Consider the following 16,821-nt stretch of genomic DNA (forward strand, 5'->3'; position numbering starts at 1 on the left):
CAGTGCGGCTCTACGAGGCCTGCCCCCGTTTCCGCGGGCGGGATCGTTCCCTCTCGACTGACCATCGCGGTCCCGGACCACTCCGTTAACTGGTTCACGTCCGAACCACCCGAACGGAGTGTTACCGGTCGCGCCGACGCCTTGGGAGGCGGCCAGCCGTGACCCACCATGCCAGCTACAAGGGCAGCAAGGCCCCCGAAGGCCTGTACGACCCGGAGTTCGAACACGACGCCTGTGGTGTCGCGTTCGTCGCCGATCTCTCCGGTAAACGCGATCACGGCATCGTCGCCAAAGCGCTGATCGCGCTGCGGAACCTGGAACATCGCGGGGCCCGCGGCGCCGACCCGGAGACCGGCGACGGCGCCGGGATCCTCATCCAGGTCCCCGACGAGTTCTATCGCGAGGTCGTCGACTTCGACCTTCCCGCGGCCGGCGCCTACGCCGTCGGCACCGCTTTCCTTCCGCAGGACGAAAAGGCCCGCGGCCGGGCGATGACGACCATCGAGCGCGTCGCCGCCGAAGAGGGCATGCGCGTGCTCGGCTGGCGTGACCTTCCCGTCGACACGGACCACGTCGGCACCGGCGCGGCCGAGACCATGCCGCATTTCAGCCAGTTGTTCCTCGCCGGGAACGACGCGCTGGAGGGCCTGGCGCTGGAGCGCGCCGCCTTCGTCGTGCGCAAACGCGCCGAGCACGAGCTCGTCGAGGACGACGTCTACTTCCCCAGCCTGTCCTCGCGCACGATCGTCTACAAAGGAATGCTCACCGAGCCGCAGGTCGAGAAGTTCTTCGCCGACCTCACCGACGAGCGCGTCACCAGCGCCATCGGCCTGGTGCACTCCCGCTTCTCCACCAACACCTTCCCGTCGTGGCCGCTGGCGCACCCGTACCGGTACGTCGCCCACAACGGCGAGATCAACACGCTGCGCGGCAACCGGAACTGGATGGACGCGCGTGAGGCGCTGCTGGAATCCGACCTGATCCCCGGTGACCTCAAGCGGATCCACCCGATCATCACCCGCGGCGCGAGCGACTCGGCGTCCTTCGACGAGGTGCTGGAGCTGCTCCACCTCGGCGGCCGTTCGCTGCCCCACGCGGTGCTGATGATGATCCCGGAGGCCTGGGAGAACCATCAGGAGATGGACCCCGCGCGCCGCGCGTTCTACGAGTTCCACTCGACGCTGATGGAACCGTGGGACGGCCCCGCGCTGGTCTCCTTCACCGACGGCACCCAGATCGGCGCGGTCCTCGACCGCAACGGCCTGCGCCCCGCCCGGTACTGGGTCACCGAAGACGGCCTCGTCGTCCTCGCCAGCGAGGTCGGCGTGCTGGAGCTGGACCAGTCCACCATCGTCCGCAAAGGACGGTTGGAGCCGGGCCGCATGTTCCTCGTGGACACGGCCGCCGGCCGGATCGTCGAGGACGAGGAGATCAAGAACGAGCTCGCCACCGAGCACCCGTACGACGAATGGGTCGAGGACGGCCTGCTCCCGCTCGACGGGCTTCCCGCGCGGGAGCGCGAGATCCCGCCGCACGCCGCGCTCGTGCGCCGTCAGCAGGCGTTCGGCTACACCGAGGAGGAGCTCGACGTCCTGCTCGAACCGATGGCCCGCACCGGCGCGGAGCCGATCGGCTCGATGGGCAACGACTCCCCCATCGCCTCGCTGTCCAGCCGCCCGCGGCTGCTCTTCGACTACTTCATCCAGCTCTTCGCCCAGGTGACCAATCCGCCGCTGGACGCGATCCGCGAGGAACTGGTCACCTCGCTGGGCACCCAGCTCGGCGCGGAGCCGAACCTCCTGCGGGCCGACGCCAAGTCGTGCCGCCGGATCGTGCTGCCGTTCCCGGTGCTGGACAACGACGAGTTCGCGAAGCTGGTGCACGTCAACGACGACGGCGACCTGCCGGAGTTCCAGGCGGTCACCGTGCAGGGCACCTACGACGTCCACGGCGGCGGCGAGGCGCTCGTGCGGCGGCTCGACGAGATCCGCGCCGAGGTGTCGGCGGCCATCGCCGAGGGCGCGCGGCTGATCGTGCTGTCCGACCGCGGGATCGACGAGGACCACGCGGCCATCCCGTCGCTGCTGCTCACCGGCGCGGTGCACCACCACCTGGTGCGCGAGAAGACCCGCACGCAGGTCGGCCTCATCGTCGAGGCGGGCGACGCGCGCGAGGTGCACCACATCGCGCTGCTGATCGGCTACGGCGTCGCGGCGGTGAACCCGTACCTGGCGATGGCGACCGTCGAGGAGATGGCCGAGCAGGGCCTGATCGCCGGTGCCACCGCCAAGCAGGCGACCGCGAACCTGATCAAGGCGCTCGGCAAGGGCGTCCGCAAGACCATGTCGAAGATGGGTGTGTCCACAGTGGCCTCCTACACCGGCGCGCAGATCTTCGAAGCGGTCGGGCTCGGCGAAGAGGTCATCCAGAACTGCTTCACCGGCACCACTTCCCGGCTCGGCGGCGTCGGCTTCGACACGCTCGCCCTGGAGGTCGCCGAACGGCACCGCCGCGCGTTCCCGCGCGACGGGTTCCGCGCGAACCACCGCGAGCTGGAGACCGGCGCGGACTACCAGTGGCGCCGCGAGGGTGAGCCGCATCTGTTCAACCCGCAGACGGTGTTCAAGCTGCAGCATTCCACGCGTGCCGGGAAGTACGAGGTCTTCAAGGAGTACACGAAGGCCGTCGACGACCAGGCGCAGAAGCTGTACACGCTGCGCGGGCTGTTCGACTTCAAGATCGGCGAGCGGCCCGCGGTCCCGATCGACGAGGTCGAGCCGATCTCCGAGATCGTCAAGCGGTTCGCCACCGGCGCGATCTCCTACGGGTCGATCTCGGCGGAGATGCACGAAACCCTGGCCATCGCGATGAACCGGCTCGGCGGCAAGTCGAACACCGGTGAGGGCGGCGAGGATCCGGAACGGCTCTACGACCCCGAGCGCCGCAGCGCGGTCAAGCAGGTCGCGAGCGGCCGGTTCGGCGTCACGAGCGAGTACCTGGTCAACGCCGACGACATCCAGATCAAGATGGCGCAGGGCGCGAAGCCCGGCGAGGGCGGCCAGCTGCCCGGCGCGAAGGTGTACCCGTGGATCGCGAAGACGCGGCACTCCACGCCGGGGGTCGGGCTGATCTCTCCGCCGCCGCACCACGACATCTACTCGATCGAGGATCTGGCGCAGCTGATCCACGACCTCAAGAACGCCAACCCGGCCGCGCGCATCCACGTGAAGCTCGTGTCCGAGGTCGGCGTCGGCACGGTCGCGGCCGGGGTTTCCAAGGCGCACGCGGACGTCGTGCTCATTTCCGGGCACGACGGCGGCACGGGCGCTTCGCCACTGTCGTCGATCAAGCACGCGGGCGGTCCGTGGGAACTCGGGCTCGCCGAGACACAGCAGACGTTGCTGGCCAACCGGTTGCGCGACCGGATCGTCGTGCAGACCGACGGCCAGCTCAAGACCGGCCGCGACGTCGTCATCGCCGCGCTGCTCGGGGCCGAGGAGTTCGGTTTCGCGACCGCGCCGCTGGTGGTGTCCGGCTGCATCATGATGCGGGTGTGTCACCTCGACACCTGCCCGGTCGGCGTCGCGACGCAGAACCCGAAGCTGCGCGAGAAGTTCAGCGGCAAGGCCGAGTACGTGGTGAACTTCTTCGAGTTCATCGCCCAGGAGGTCCGGGAGTACCTGGCGGAGCTGGGTTTCCGGTCCATCGCCGAGGCCGTCGGCCACGCGGAGATGCTGGACAAGCGCAAGGCGATCGACCACTGGAAGGCCGCGGGTCTCGACCTGACGCCGATCTTCCACGTGCCCGAGATGGCCCCGGCCGGCCTGCGCCACCAGCAGACCGTGCAGGACCACGGGCTGGAGAAGGCGCTCGACAACACGCTGATCCAGCTGGCCGAGGGCGCGCTGTCGTCCGGGGACAAGGTGCGGCTGGAACTGCCGGTGCGCAACGTGAACCGGACCGTCGGCACCATGCTCGGCCACGAGCTCACCAAGCGATGGGGCGGCGAGGGCCTGCCGGACAACACGATCGACGTGACCTTCACCGGTACCGCCGGTCAGTCGTTCGGCGCGTTCGTGCCCAAGGGCATCACGCTGCGGCTCTACGGCGACGGCAACGACTACGTCGGCAAGGGCCTGTCCGGCGGACGGCTCATCGTGCGGCCGCCGAAGGTGGCGAGGTACAACGCCGAAGAGCACATCATCGCGGGCAACGTGATCGGCTACGGCGCGACCAGCGGCGAGATCTTCATCCGCGGCAAGGTCGGCGAGCGGTTCTGCGTGCGCAACTCGGGTGCGCTGGCCGTCGTCGAAGGCGTCGGCGACCACGGTTGCGAATACATGACCGGTGGCCGGGTCGTCGTGCTCGGCGGTGTGGGCCGCAACTTCGCGGCCGGGATGTCGGGCGGCGTCGCCTACGTGCTGGACCTGCCCGCGCACCGGATCAACCCGGAGATGGTCGACATCGACCCGCTGGATTCGTCCGATGTGGACTTCCTGCGCGAGGCACTCGAAAAGCATTACGACGAAACGGAGTCCGCCGTCGCGCGTGCGCTGCTCGCCGACTGGGACGCCGCCGTCGACCGGTTCGGCAAGGTCATGCCGAAGGACTACAAGCGCGTGCTCGCGGCGCAGGCGAAGGCCGAGCGCGACGGGCGTGACGTGAACGAGGCGATCATGGAGGCCGCACATGGCTGACCCCAAGGGCTTTCTGACCACCACTCGCGAGACGCCCAAGAGCCGTCCCGTCGACCTGCGCCTGATGGACTGGCGCGAGGTGTACGAGGACTTCGCGACGTCGAAGCTGCAGAAGCAGGCCGGACGCTGCATGGACTGCGGTATCCCGTTCTGTCACCAGGGCTGCCCGCTGGGGAACCTCATCCCCGAGTGGAACACGCTGACCTGGCGCGACGATTGGCGCGACGCGGCCGAGCGGCTGCACGCGACCAACAATTTCCCGGAGTTCACCGGGACCCTCTGCCCGGCGCCGTGCGAGACGGCGTGTGTGCTCGGGATCAACGACGATCCCGTCACCATCAAGCGGGTCGAGATCTCGATCATCGACCGGGCCTTCGAAGAAGGCTGGGTCACGCCGCAGAAGCCGGTGGCGCTCACCGGCAAGAAGGTGGCCGTGGTCGGATCCGGCCCGTCGGGACTCGCCGCGGCGCAGCAGCTCACGCGCGCGGGCCACAGTGTCGTGGTCTTCGAGCGGGCCGACAAGATCGGCGGGCTGCTGCGCTACGGCATCCCCGAGTTCAAGATGGAGAAGCACCGGCTCGACCGGCGCCTCGACCAGATGCGTGCCGAGGGCACGGAATTCCGGACCTCGGTGAACGTCGGCGTCGACCTCACCGTCGAGGAGCTGAAGTCGTCCTACGACGCCGTGGTCCTCGCCGGCGGCGCGACCGCGTGGCGGGATCTGCCGATCCCCGGCCGCGAGCACGCCGGTATCCACCAGGCGATGGAGTTCCTGCCGCACGCGAACCGCGTCGCCGCCGGGGAACTGGACGTCTCGCCGATCAGCGCCGAAGGTCTCGACGTCGTGGTCATCGGCGGCGGTGACACCGGCGCGGACTGCGTCGGGACCTCGCACCGCCAGGGCGCGAAATCGGTGACGCAGCTGGAGATCATGCCGAAGCCGCCGCTTTCGCGGTCCGACGCGCATCCGTGGCCGACGTACCCGATGATCTACCGCGTCTCGTCCGCGCACGAGGAGGGCGGCGAGCGGCTGTACTCGGTCAACACCCAGGAGTTCGTCGCGGACGCCGACGGACGGGTGCGGGCGCTGAAGCTGGTCGAGGTGCGCAACGAGGGCGGCAAGTTCGTCCCCGTGGAAGGCACCGAGCGCGAACTGCCCGCGCAGCTGGTGCTGCTGGCGATGGGCTTCGTCGGCCCGGAGCGGGAAGGCCTGCTGGAGTCGCTCGACGTCGAACTGGACCAGCGCGGCAATGTCGCCCGCGACAAGGCGTTCACGACCAGCGTCGACAACGTGTTCGTGGCGGGCGACATGGGCCGCGGCCAGTCGCTCATCGTGTGGGCGATCGCCGAAGGCCGGTCCGCCGCGGCCGGCGTCGACGCGTTCCTCACCGGCCGGGACGTGCTGCCCGCGCCGATCGCTCCGACCGACCGGCCGCTCACCTAGGCCGTTTTGCGCGTGAAGGCCCCCTTCCCCCGGCTGAGCCGAGGGACGGGGGCCTTCACGCGCTTGCCCCCGTCGCGTTTAGTCCTCTGAATGCGGTAGTTGCGCGGGCAACCACCGCAAGCAGAGGACTAAACGCGGGGTGTAATCGGGGCATTGGTTCTTTCGAGTGAAAGAACCGCCGAAAGAGTGTACTTGCGGGTGATGACAGCAAGGTTTCGGTATCGGTTGTATCAAGGGGGTAAGTCCCGTGCGGCGGCGGGGACCGGCAAGACCTGCCGGGGCCGCCGGACGGGATCCCAAGGAGGGGGTTCCTTGATATGTCCGTCGATCTGACCGTGCCCTTGGAATGGAAGACCGCCACCGGCGATGCCGCGAAAATGCTCGAAGAACTACAGCCGAACATCCTGAAAGCGCACGCCCGAGACCATTTTTCCGCACTTTTCCTCCGTTTTTCGGAGGCCGCGAGCGCGATGAAGTTCCTCGCGTCGCTCGTCCCGCTGATGAAGTCCGCGAAGACCCACCTGACCGAGGTCGAGCGCTTCAAAACCGAAGGGGTGAAGGGGACGCCCTACGTCGGCACCGGGCTGACCTCGGCAGGCTACCGATTCCTGAAAATCGAGGCGCCGCAAGACGAATCCTTCCGCCTGGGCATGCGAACGCAGGAGACCCGGGAGAAGCTGAACGACCCGCCTCGCTCCACCTTCGACAGCGGATACCACGACGAGATCCACGCCGTCGTCGTCATCGGCGACGGCGCCGACGCTCCGATGACCGCCCGCCGGAACGCGGTTCTCGCACTGATTCCGTCGACCGTTTCCGTCGTCGCCGAGGAAACCGGATTCGGCCGGGTGAACGCCAACGGTGAGGGTATCGAGCATTTCGGCTACGTCGACGGCCGGAGCCAGCCGCTCTTCCTGGTCGAGGACATCCACGCGGAAAAGACGGGAACGGACGGGATCAGCGTCTGGGATCCGAGCGCCCCACTGAGCCAGGTGCTCGTTCCGGATCACGCGGCTCCCGATCCCGGAGTGCATTTCGGCAGCTACTTCGTTTTCCGCAAATTGGAACAGAACGTGCGGCGGTTCAAGCAGTCGGAAGAGGCGCTGGCGGATCAATTGGGGCTCGTCGGCGAAGACCGGGAACGGGCGGGCGCGATGATCGTCGGCCGGTTCGAGGACGGCACGCCGGTCACCGCGCAACGGGAAGAGGGCGCGGAAAGCCCGGTACCGAACAACTTCGACTACGGAAGCGACATCACCGGCGCCAAATGCCCGTTCCAGGCGCATATCCGGAAGACGAATCCGCGAGGCAGCGGCGGCGCGGAACAACCGCCACAGGAACGTCTGCATCTGATGGCACGACGGGGCGTGCCGTACGGCGAACGGGCCGACGATCCGAACGCCGATCTGCCGCCGTCCGCGCGGCCCAGCGGCGGGGTCGGCCTGCTGTTCATGGCCTTCAATTCGGTGCTGGGCAACCAGTTCGAGTTCACGCAGGCGACCTGGTCGAACAACCCCGGGTTCCCGATTCCCCCGGTCGGGGTCAAACCGCCGGGCCTCGATCCGGTCATCGGCCAGGGCCCGCGCCCGGAATCCGTCTACACCGCGGAATGGGCGGGCACGCGGACGGTGACCGCGGATCCCATCCCGCAGGCGGTGACACTGAAGGGTGGTGACTACTTCTTCATGCCGTCACTCGCCTTCCTGCGCGGGCTCGGCGGGAAGAACTGATCCGGCGGGCGCCGGTCACGCTGGGGGTGGCCGGCGCCCGCTTTCTCCCTTCTCTCGGTCCGTATCGCGACGCGTAGTACTTTGTCCGGTGCGGTGAGCGACATCGGGCTTCGGGGAGGGAGCTGGTGATGAATCGGCATGAACGGCTGACGGCCTTATTGGACATGGTGGGAGAGCGGGAAAAAGTCGACGTCGAGGTTTCGGCGGGCGAACTCGGTGTCTCCCCCGCGACCATTCGCCGGGACCTCGATCACCTGGCGGGCCGCAATCTCGTGGTCCGCACCCGCGGCGGCGCCGTCGCGAGCAACGTCGCCTACGACCTTCCGTTGCGGCACAAGGCCGCGCGCAACGCGCCGGAACAGCAACGGATTTCCGCCGCCGCGGCCAGGATGGTCGATCCGGGCATGGTGGTCGGTCTCAACGGCGGCACCACCAGCACCGAGGTCGGCCGCGCGCTCGCGACGCGGCCGGACATGGGCGAGCCGAGCGGCGGGCCGTCGCTCACCGTGGTGACGAACGCGCTCAACATCGCCCACGAACTCGCCGTACGGCCCAATATCAAGATCGTGGTGACCGGCGGGGTCGCGCGGCAGCAGTCGTTCGACCTGTCCGGGCCGCTGTCCCAGCTGTTCCTCGACCAGATCTCGCTGGATCTGGTGTTCCTCGGCGTCGACGCCTTCGACCCGGTGCACGGCGCGCAGGCGCACCACGAGGGCGACGCGAGCACGAACCGGCTGATGGCGGCCCGCGCCCGGCGGGTCGTCGTCCTCGCCGACAGCGGAAAGCTCGGCGGTCACGCCTTCGCGAAGATCTGCGCGACCGCCGACGTCGACGTGCTCGTCACCGACGGCCGCGCCGATCCCGAGCGGGTGCACGCCTTCGAGGAGGAAGGCGTGCGGGTGGTCAAGGCTTGAGCAGGTCCAGGCCCAGCAGCGCCGCGCCGAGCCTGCCCGCCTCGTCGCCGAGCCGCGCGATCCGCAGTTCCGGCATCCGCTGGAACTGCAGGTTCGCCGCCAGCCAGGCCCGCACCGGCTCGAGGACGTAGTCGCCCGCGGTGAACAGACCGCCGCCGAGGACCACGACTTCGGGCGCGAGCAGGGTCACCAGGGTCTTGATGCCGTGGCCGAGCCCCTCGAGCGCGTCGTTGACCACGGAGATCGCGGCCTCGTCACCGTGACGGGCGGCGTCGACCACCTGCTCGGCGCCTTCGGCGGGCCGCCCGGTGTGCTCGCTGTAGCGGCGGGCGATGGCCGACGCGGAGGAGATCGCTTCGAGGCATCCCGTCGCGCCGCAACCGCACGGCAGCCGGTGACCGACGTCGATATGCCCGATTTCGCCGCCTTGCCCACCCGCGGCGTACAGCCTCCCGTCGAGCTGGAGCGCGGCCGCGATCCCGGTGCCGACCGGGATGAATGCGGCGTCGGTGCAGCCCTTGCCCGCGCCGACGCGGAACTCCGCGAGCCCGCCGGCGCGGACGTCGTGCCCGAACGCGAACGGCAGGCCGAGCCTGCTGTCGAGCATCTCGCCGAACGGCACGTTCCGGAAGTCGAGGTTCGCCGAGAACCGGGCCACCCGCTCGACCTCGTCGACGATGCCGGGGATGACCACGCCGACGGCGTCCGGCGTACCGGTCCCAGCCTGCTTGCCCAGCGTTTCCACGATCCGCGCGACCTGATCGGCGAGCGCTTCGCCGTCCGCCCCGCGCGCCGTCGGCTCGCGCAGGCTGGCGAGGTCTTTCAGGTCCGCGTCGTACAGGGCCGCCTTGATGGACGTGCCGCCGACATCGAGTGCCGCCACCGCAGGTGTCATACCCACGATTGTCACATTGACCGGAGGCTTCACCGCGACCTACGCTCGGTCGGCCAGACGACGGCACCCGGAACGCGGTGAGAATCCGCGCGGTCGCGCCACTGTGACCCCGAGCGATCGGGGAAGCCAGACCCGGAGCCGTCGTGACACCCCTGAAGAGGCCGCGCTAGCCCGAGGAGGTCCCACCGCCATGTCCGAAGCGGTAGCCGCAGTACCCGTCCCCGTCCGGATCCCCGTCCGCGAGATCCTGCCCTGGGCGGTGCTCGTCATCCTCCTTTCGTTGATCACGCTGTACTTCGTCAGCGCCGAGCAGGGCGCGGTGTCGGTGTTCGCGAATTCGTACGTCCACGAGTTCGTCCACGACGGCCGGCACCTGCTGGCCTTCCCCTGTCACTAGGGCGGCAAGCGCTCCATGATGAGGACCTTGCTGGTCCGCGGCATGCTCGCGGGCCTGGTCGCCGGTGTCCTGGCGACCCTTTTCGCGTACTTCTTCGGTGAGCCTTCGGTCGACACCGCCATCGGTCTCGAAGGCACCGCCGCGCATTCGCACAGCGCGCCCGGTGCCCACGAACACGCCCCGGCCGACGCCGAAGCGGCGGAGGAAGAGCTCGTCACCCGCGGTGTGCAGAGCACCGTCGGGCTGCTGACCGGCGTCGGCCTGTACGGCGTCGCCGTCGGTGGGCTGTTCTCGCTCGCGTTCGCCTTCACCTACGGCCGTCTCGGCACGCTGCGACCGCGGGTGACCGCGGCCCTGCTCGCCGGCGGCGCCTTCGTGGTCGTGTTCCTGGTGCCGTTCTTGAAGTACCCGGGCAATCCGCCCGCGGTGGGTCAGGCGGGCACGATCGGGAGCCGGACTTCGCTGTACTTCGGTTTCGTCGCGCTTTCGCTGCTGGTCGGCATCCTCGCCGCGGCGTTCGGGCGGAAGCTGGCCGACAAACTCGGCGCCTGGCGCGGCGGTCTGCTCGCCGCGGGCGGGTACGTCGTGCTGATCTCGGTGGCGGCGGCGCTGCTGCCGTCGATCGACGAGGTCCCCGACGGGTTCCCCGGTTCCACGCTGTGGTCCTTCCGGCTGGCGTCGGTCGGCACGCAGGTGGTGCTCTGGACCGCGCTCGGGCTGGCCTTCGGCGCCTTGGCCGAGAAGGCATTGGGGCGTAAGGACACCGTGCGGGCAAGCTAGCGTTTCATCCTCTGAATGCGGTAGTTGCGTGTGCAAGGACCGCATTCAGAGGACGAAATGCGTCAGGGGACGCCGGGCGGCACGAAAGGCAGAGAGCCGTCGGCACCGTTCTCGATCAGGCGCAGCAGAGCCTCGGTGTCGACGTGCTCTTCGACGGCGTCCGCGAGCCGATCCAGCATGGACTCCCGCAGTGCGCCGAACCCCGGTGCCCCGGCGGCCGGTGACCAGTCCGCCACCTCGCCCAGCCAGGCGCGCCGGAAGCCGTCGTTCTCGAAGGCGCCGTGCCACATCGTGCCCCACACCGCGCCCCGCCGGTATCCGTCCAAAAAGGACTCGGCGGGGCCGGTGGCGGTCACGGTGCCGTGGTGGATCTCGTACGCCTCCACGGATTGACCGCGCCACGCACCCGTCGGCCTGGCCAGCACCTTGTCGGCGCTGAACGAGACCCGCGTCGGCAGCAGACCGAGACCGGGGACCGTTCCCGCCCCGGATTCGACGTCGTCCTCGATCTCGGCGGCCAGCATCTGATAGCCGCCGCAGATCCCCAGCACCGGACGTCCCGCCTCGGCCCGCGCGCGCACGGCGTCGGCCAGGCCACGCGCCCGCAGCCACGCCAGATCGTCCACGGTCGCGCGGGAACCCGGCAGGATCACCACGTCGGCGGACCGGACCGTGTCCGGGTCGGCGGTCAGCGCGACCGAGACCCCTGGCTCGGCGGCGAGCGCGTCGACGTCGGTCGCGTTGGAGGCCCGCGGGAAACGCACGACGGCGACCCGAAGCGACCCGCCGGAGGCGCCCCAGCCCGCGGCGGCCAGCGCGTCCTCCGAGTCGATCCACACCTGGTCGAGCCAGGGCAGCACGCCGAAGACCTCGCGGCCGGTGAGCTTTTCCAGCGTCTCCAGCCCCGGCCGCAGCAGGCCCACGTCACCGCGGAACTTGTTGACCAGCCAGCCCGAAACCAGCGCCTGGTCCTCGGCGGACAGGAGGGCGAGGGTGCCGAACATCGCGGCCATGACCCCGCCGCGGTCGATGTCGCCGACGACGACCACAGGCAGGCCGAAGCGCCGAGCCAGCCCCATGTTGACGTAGTCGCCTTCGCGCAGGTTGATCTCGGCCGGGCTTCCCGCACCTTCGCACAGCACGACGTCGAAACGCTTTCGCAGCGAAGAGAACGTGTCGAAGGCGATCTCGGCGAGCCCGGCCCGGCCCGTCGCGTACTCCCCCGCTTCCAGCGTGCCGAACGGTTTCCCGAGCGCGACGACGTGGCTGCGCCGATCGCTCCCGGGTTTCAGCAGTACCGGGTTCATCGCGGCTTCGGGTTCGACGCGGGCCGCCCGCGCCTGCAGCCATTGCGCGCGGCCGATCTCGGCGCCGTCGGCGCACACCATCGAATTGTTCGACATGTTCTGGGACTTGAACGGCGCGACCCGCACGCCCCGGCGCGCGAGCCAGCGGCACAACGCGGCGGTGACCAGGCTCTTGCCCGCGTCCGACGTCGTCCCCGCGACGAGCAGGCCGCTCATCGCGCGACCGCCACCGCGACGGCGAGCGCGGCCAGCCCGACCGCCCTCGACAGCCGGACCGCGCGGCGCACGTCCACCGGCTCCGGTTCGCGGCCGTCGCCGAGGACACCGCGGCGTTCGGTGCGGCCGCCGTAGCTGTTCGTCCCGCCCAGTTTGATCCCGAGCGCGCCGGCGAAGGCGGCCTCGACCTGGCCCGCGTTGGGACTCGGATGGTGCTTCCCGTCGCGGCGCCAGATCCGGAACGCGGGCCTGGCGAAGCCGCCCGCCAGCGGCGCCGACGCCACGGTGAGCGCCGCGCCGACCCGGGACGGCACCAGATTCGCCAGATCGTCCGTCCGCGCCGACGCCCAGCCGAAGTTGGCGTATTTCGGCGATCGGTAGCCGACCATCGCGTCGAGCGTGTTGAGCGCGCGGTAACCCAGCAGACCGGGGATCCCGGCGACCGCGCCCCACAGCAGCGGCGCGACGACCGCGTCGGAGGTGTTCTCGGCGATGGACTCGGTGGTCGCGCGCGCCAGCTGTTCGGTGTCGAGGCCGGTGGCGTCGCGGGCGCACAGATGCGAAAGCCGCCGCCGGGCGCCGGGCAGGTCGCCGTCGTCGAGCAGATGCGCCATGCGCGTGCCCTCGTCCGCGAGCGCCTTGCCGCCGAGAACCACCCAAGTGGACGCCGCGGTGAGCGCGAACCTCGCGAAAGGACGCTTCCGCGTCAAGAATTGGGCCGCGACCCCCAATCCGGTGACGGTGCCCGCGCAGACCGCGGTGTACGCGGCGCCCCGTACCTTCGAATCGGCGTAAACCCGCTGTTCGAGGGCCTGCGCGGCGCGGCCGAAGCCCGCGACCGGATGCCTCTTCCGTGGATCTCCGAACACGGCGTCGGCGACGTAACCGGTCACGAGTCCGGCTGCGGTGGCGGCTTGTCGGAGTGGCACGTGGCGAACGGTAGCGCGTGCACGAGAATGCGGGGTATGACCAAGCTGACGCATCGCCTCGCGAGGGTTCTGGAGACTCTCGCGCGGGCACTTCGCCGCTATTCGCGCGACGACGGCAAGGTGCTGATACTGGGCGGCGTCCGCTCTGGAAAATCACACCACGCCGAGCGGCTCGCGTCCCGCCACCCGCACCTCACCTACGTCGCGCCCGGGCTGCCGCCGAGCGCCGAAGATCCCGAATGGGCCGCCCGGGTGGCCGCGCACCGCGCGCGGCGGCCGAGCCACTGGAAGACCGTCGAGACCACCGATCTGGCCACGGTGCTGCGCACGGCGACGCATCCGCTGCTCATCGACTGTCTCGGCACGTGGATCAGCCGGGTGCTCGACGAGGTCGGGGCCTGGGACCAGCGCAAGGGCTGGGAGCGGCGGCTCGACGACCGGCTGGAGGATTTCCTGGCGGCGTGGGCGCAGGCCGACGTGCCGGTGATCGCGGTCAGCAACGAGGTCGGCAGCGGTGTGGTGCCCGCGACGGTGTCCGGACGCGTGTTCCGTGATGTGCTGGGCGCGTTGAACAACCGGGTGTCCGCCGTGTCCGACCGGACCGTGCTGGTCGTCGCCGGACGGATGCTCGACCTGCCCTAGGGAGTCCCCATGCGTATCGCCACCCCGGACGCCGCCGCCGCGACCGCCGCGCGCGCCAGACTGGACGGACTGGTCAAACCGCTCGGTTCACTCGGACGGCTCGAAGACCTGGCCGCGTGGCTCAGCGCGGCGCACGGTGTCGTCCCGCCGCGGCCGCTCGACGACGTCCGGGTGGTCGTCTTCGCCGGGGACCACGGGGTTTCCGGGATGTCGGCGTATCCGCGCGAGGTCACCGCGGCGATGGTCCGGGTGTTCCTCGCCGGGAAGAGCGGGGTCAGCGTGCTGGCCGGGCTCGCCGGGGCGAAGGTGCGGGTGCTGGACATCGCGGTGGACTGGGACGGCGCGGACGTGCCCGCCGAGGTCACCGCGCACAAGGTCCGGCGGGGTTCCGGCGCGATCGACGTCGAGGACGCGCTCTCCGAGGGCGAGGCGCGGACGGCGTTCGAGCACGGGCTGGCGATCGCGGACGAGGAGATCGACGGCGGCGCGGATCTGCTCATCCCCGGTGACATGGGGATCGGCAACACGACGGTCTGCGCGGCCGTGGTCGCCTCGCTGCTCGGTCTCTTCCCGGAAGACGTCGTCGGCACGGGCACCGGGATCGACGAGGCCGGGCGCGCGCGGAAACTCGCGGTCGTCGAGGCCGCGTTGATCAGGGCCGGCGCGACGAAAGACCCCTTCGCACTGCTGACCGCGCTCGGCAGCGCCTGTCTCGCCGCGACGGCGGGCTTTCTCGTGCAGGCGGCGGTTCGCGGGGTGCCGGTGCTGCTCGACGGCGTGTTCTCCGGGGCCGCGGCGCTCGTCGCCCGCGAGATCGCGCCGGGTGCCGAGCAGTGGTGGCTGGCCGGGCACCGCTCGACCGAACCATCGCAGGCGTACGCGTTGAAGGCGCTCGACCTGGAGCCGATCCTCGACCTCGGGCTGCGGCTCGGCGAGGGCAGCGGCGCCGTGCAGGCGGTACCGGTGCTGAGGGCGGCACGGGCGATCCTCGCGGACATGGGTCTGCTGGCGGATCTGGCTTGATCGCCGACGCGCTGAAAATGGCCGTCGGCACCCTGACCACCGTCCGAGTGCCGGCGCCGGGAGTGATCGACCGGCGGGTGGCGGGCGGGGCGATGGTGCTCGGCCCGCTGGCCGTCGTGCCGCTCGCGGCCGTCGCTTCGCTGATCGTCTTCCTGGGTGGGCTGATCGGTCTGCCCGCGTTCGCGTCGGCGGCGCTCGCGCTGGGCGCGGTGGCGCTCGGCAGCCGCGGGCTCCATCTGGACGGGCTCGCCGACACTGCCGACGGTCTCGGCGCTTCCTACGACCGTGCTCGGGCGCTGGAGGTCATGCGGCGCGGGGATTCCGGGCCGACCGGGATCGCGACCCTGGTGCTGGTGCTGCTCGTCCAGGTCGGCGCGCTGGCCGGGGCGATCTCGGCCGGGCACGGGATCGCGGCGGCCGCCGTCGCGGTCGTCGCCGGACGCGGCGTGCTCTCGCTGTGCTGCGCGCGTGGTGTCCCGTCGGCCCGGCCGGAAGGGCTGGGCGCGACCGTCGCCGGTTCGGTGCCGGTGTGGGCGGCGGCCGCGGTCTTCGCCGTACTGGCGGGCGCGGCGGCGCTGGCGTTGCCGTGGTGGCAAGGGCTCGCCGCGGTGGCGCTGGGATATCTGGCCGCGTCCGCGCTGCTGGCGCGGTGCGTTCAGCGGCTGGGCGGGGTCACCGGGGACGTGCTCGGGGCTTGTGTCGAGGTCTCCGTCGCGGGGGTTTTGCTGGCTTCGTCGTTCTGAGGAACCGTCAGTTTCTCGTCGATCTCCGGCAGCCAGAAGCACAACTCGAAGGTCTTCATCCCGGCCCACAAGCCGAGTTTGCGGCCCTGGGAGACCAAAGTGACCGACGCGAACAGCAGCAGCGCCGCGATCACGGCGGCGATGAACGGATGCTTGCCCGCGAAGATGTCGACGATCGCGGCGACGGCGCCGAACAGCAACGGCGGCGCGCAGTTGCGCACCATCAGCCCGGACGCGCGCAGCCGCGTGACGTCGGCCGCGACCTCCTTGTCGTGCAGTTGCAGCGCGCACAGCAGCAGATGCGGGCTCTCCTTCAGGAACGCGCGGTCCTTGGCCGCGGGCATCCGGCGCACGAACTCCACGGCGGCGTCCCGGTCCCGCCTGCGCGGCACGATCCGCTCCAGCGTTTCCCCGAGGGGATAGGCCAAATAGCCCAACAGGAAACTCAGGACCACGATCACGACGACCAGCACCACGGTCGGCACGCCGCCGACGCTCGCCGCCGTCAGGATGTGGAGCTTCGCCCCGAGGTAACCGAAGAACGCGACGTACAGCGCGCCGGGGATGGTGTAGGCGAAGAGATCGAAGACGCCGATCACGAAGTTCACTCGCCTATCCAACCAGAAGCCGCCGTGCACTTTGGCCGAGTTGGTCGTGAGTGGTAAGTCGCGTTCTAACGACACTTACCACTCACGAGCCCAAGGCTTCGGCGACTTCGTCGGCGTGTGGGATGGTCGCCGCGATGATGCCGTCCAGTACCTTCCGCGTCGCCGTCATCTCGTCGATCGCCGCGGTGATCCGGTCCCGCTCCCGGTACAGCTCGGGCAGCAGATCGACGCAGGCGGGCGCCAGGCCGTCCCCCAGATCGACCATGCACGGCAGCACGCCGGCGATGGTCGCGGTGCCCAACCCCGCGGACAGCAGGGTGCGGATGTTGCGCACCCGCGCGACATCCGCTTCCGAATATTCGCGGTAACCACTCGGCCTTCGCACCGGATGCAGGAGGCCCTGTTCCTCGTAATAGCGGAGCAACCGTTCCCGCACACCCGTCCGCCGCACCAGCTCACCGATCCGCATGAGAACAACCATTACACGATCAGGAGT

14 protein-coding genes are annotated in these 16,821 nt (G+C 70.0%); 9 read left to right on the top strand and 5 right to left on the bottom strand.

Annotated features, from left to right (window positions below):
• The first annotated feature begins 158 nt into the window (after positions 1-158).
• The 4 genes from gltB to DMC64_RS24840 all read left to right on the top strand — a co-directional run bounded on the left by gltB (position 159) and on the right by DMC64_RS24840 (position 8,785).
• Positions 159-4,697, top strand: a complete 4,539-nt coding sequence (gene gltB, locus DMC64_RS24825; RefSeq protein WP_125735483.1) for a glutamate synthase large subunit — start codon at positions 159-161, stop codon at positions 4,695-4,697.
• A complete protein-coding gene (locus DMC64_RS24830) occupies positions 4,690-6,141 on the top strand; it encodes a glutamate synthase subunit beta (protein ID WP_125735484.1) in 1,452 nt (483 codons plus the stop codon). The genes gltB and DMC64_RS24830 overlap by 8 nt, the downstream gene beginning before the upstream one ends.
• A gap of 317 nt (positions 6,142-6,458) precedes the next feature.
• Positions 6,459-7,871: a Dyp-type peroxidase gene (locus DMC64_RS24835; RefSeq protein ID WP_125735485.1), complete on the top strand. Its 1,413-nt coding sequence runs from the start codon at positions 6,459-6,461 to the stop codon at positions 7,869-7,871.
• Positions 7,872-7,999: 128 nt separating this feature from the next.
• Positions 8,000-8,785 (top strand): DeoR/GlpR family DNA-binding transcription regulator, encoded by a 786-nt coding sequence (locus DMC64_RS24840; protein WP_125735486.1) that lies wholly within the window; start codon positions 8,000-8,002, stop codon positions 8,783-8,785.
• Here the strand turns inward: DMC64_RS24840 and DMC64_RS24845 are convergent.
• Positions 8,775-9,668 carry an ROK family protein gene (locus DMC64_RS24845; protein WP_125735791.1) on the bottom strand — a complete coding sequence of 298 codons (894 nt, stop codon included), beginning with the start codon at positions 9,666-9,668 and terminating at the stop codon, positions 8,775-8,777. The two genes, DMC64_RS24840 and DMC64_RS24845, sit on opposite strands and share 11 nt — an antisense overlap.
• Positions 9,669-9,870: 202 nt before the next feature.
• Here DMC64_RS24845 and DMC64_RS24850 point away from each other — a divergent pair, with 202 nt between their 5' ends.
• Both DMC64_RS24850 and DMC64_RS24855 read left to right on the top strand, forming a co-directional pair.
• The gene (locus tag DMC64_RS24850) at positions 9,871-10,077 is read left to right on the top strand and encodes a CbtB-domain containing protein (RefSeq protein WP_034312940.1); all 207 of its coding nucleotides are present in this window, start codon (positions 9,871-9,873) and stop codon (positions 10,075-10,077) included.
• 15 nt (positions 10,078-10,092) lie between these two features.
• Positions 10,093-10,857, top strand: a complete 765-nt coding sequence (locus DMC64_RS24855) for a CbtA family protein (RefSeq protein ID WP_125735487.1) — start codon at positions 10,093-10,095, stop codon at positions 10,855-10,857.
• Positions 10,858-10,919: 62 nt separating this feature from the next.
• On the opposite strand, the gene DMC64_RS24860 is transcribed toward DMC64_RS24855, so the two are convergent.
• Complete coding sequence (locus tag DMC64_RS24860) at positions 10,920-12,380, bottom strand: cobyric acid synthase (protein WP_125735488.1); 1,461 nt, start codon at positions 12,378-12,380, stop codon at positions 10,920-10,922.
• The gene (locus DMC64_RS24865; RefSeq protein ID WP_125735489.1) at positions 12,377-13,309 is read right to left on the bottom strand and encodes a cobalamin biosynthesis protein; all 933 of its coding nucleotides are present in this window, start codon (positions 13,307-13,309) and stop codon (positions 12,377-12,379) included. Before DMC64_RS24865 ends, DMC64_RS24860 begins: the two co-directional genes overlap by 4 nt.
• Positions 13,310-13,345: 36 nt before the next feature.
• On the opposite strand from DMC64_RS24865, the gene DMC64_RS24870 reads away from it, so the two are divergent.
• The 3 genes from DMC64_RS24870 to DMC64_RS24880 are packed head-to-tail and all read left to right on the top strand — an operon-like array spanning position 13,346 to position 15,717.
• Positions 13,346-13,951: a bifunctional adenosylcobinamide kinase/adenosylcobinamide-phosphate guanylyltransferase gene (locus DMC64_RS24870; RefSeq protein WP_037346667.1), complete on the top strand. Its 606-nt coding sequence runs from the start codon at positions 13,346-13,348 to the stop codon at positions 13,949-13,951.
• Positions 13,952-13,960: 9 nt separating this feature from the next.
• Entirely contained in the window at positions 13,961-14,974 is a 1,014-nt protein-coding gene (cobT, locus tag DMC64_RS24875; RefSeq protein ID WP_125735490.1) for a nicotinate-nucleotide--dimethylbenzimidazole phosphoribosyltransferase, read from the top strand.
• Positions 14,971-15,717, top strand: a complete 747-nt coding sequence (locus DMC64_RS24880) for an adenosylcobinamide-GDP ribazoletransferase (RefSeq protein ID WP_125735491.1) — start codon at positions 14,971-14,973, stop codon at positions 15,715-15,717. The genes cobT and DMC64_RS24880 overlap by 4 nt, the downstream gene beginning before the upstream one ends.
• On the opposite strand, the gene DMC64_RS24885 is transcribed toward DMC64_RS24880, so the two are convergent.
• Together DMC64_RS24885 and DMC64_RS24890 are read right to left on the bottom strand one after the other, a co-directional pair.
• The gene (locus DMC64_RS24885) at positions 15,630-16,325 is read right to left on the bottom strand and encodes a hypothetical protein (RefSeq protein WP_233629798.1); all 696 of its coding nucleotides are present in this window, start codon (positions 16,323-16,325) and stop codon (positions 15,630-15,632) included. The genes DMC64_RS24880 and DMC64_RS24885 overlap by 88 nt on opposite strands.
• An 82-nt stretch (positions 16,326-16,407) precedes the next feature.
• Positions 16,408-16,794: a MerR family transcriptional regulator gene (locus DMC64_RS24890; protein WP_125735492.1), complete on the bottom strand. Its 387-nt coding sequence runs from the start codon at positions 16,792-16,794 to the stop codon at positions 16,408-16,410.
• Between the last annotated feature and the right edge of the window lie 27 nt (positions 16,795-16,821).

Source organism: Amycolatopsis sp. WAC 04197 (genome assembly GCF_003947475.1).
Classification (GTDB): domain Bacteria; phylum Actinomycetota; class Actinomycetes; order Mycobacteriales; family Pseudonocardiaceae; genus Amycolatopsis; species Amycolatopsis japonica.

Coding starts and splice junctions, on each gene's coding strand:
- DMC64_RS24830 (WP_125735484.1), top strand. CDS start 4,690: ATGGCTGACCCCAAGGGCTTTCTGACCACCACTCGCGAGACGCCCAAG.
- DMC64_RS24835 (WP_125735485.1), top strand. CDS start 6,459: ATGTCCGTCGATCTGACCGTGCCCTTGGAATGGAAGACCGCCACCGGC.
- DMC64_RS24840 (WP_125735486.1), top strand. CDS start 8,000: ATGAATCGGCATGAACGGCTGACGGCCTTATTGGACATGGTGGGAGAG.
- DMC64_RS24850 (WP_034312940.1), top strand. CDS start 9,871: ATGTCCGAAGCGGTAGCCGCAGTACCCGTCCCCGTCCGGATCCCCGTC.
- DMC64_RS24855 (WP_125735487.1), top strand. CDS start 10,093: ATGATGAGGACCTTGCTGGTCCGCGGCATGCTCGCGGGCCTGGTCGCC.
- DMC64_RS24860 (WP_125735488.1), bottom strand. CDS start 12,380: ATGAGCGGCCTGCTCGTCGCGGGGACGACGTCGGACGCGGGCAAGAGC.
- DMC64_RS24870 (WP_037346667.1), top strand. CDS start 13,346: ATGACCAAGCTGACGCATCGCCTCGCGAGGGTTCTGGAGACTCTCGCG.
- cobT (WP_125735490.1), top strand. CDS start 13,961: ATGCGTATCGCCACCCCGGACGCCGCCGCCGCGACCGCCGCGCGCGCC.
- DMC64_RS24890 (WP_125735492.1), bottom strand. CDS start 16,794: ATGCGGATCGGTGAGCTGGTGCGGCGGACGGGTGTGCGGGAACGGTTG.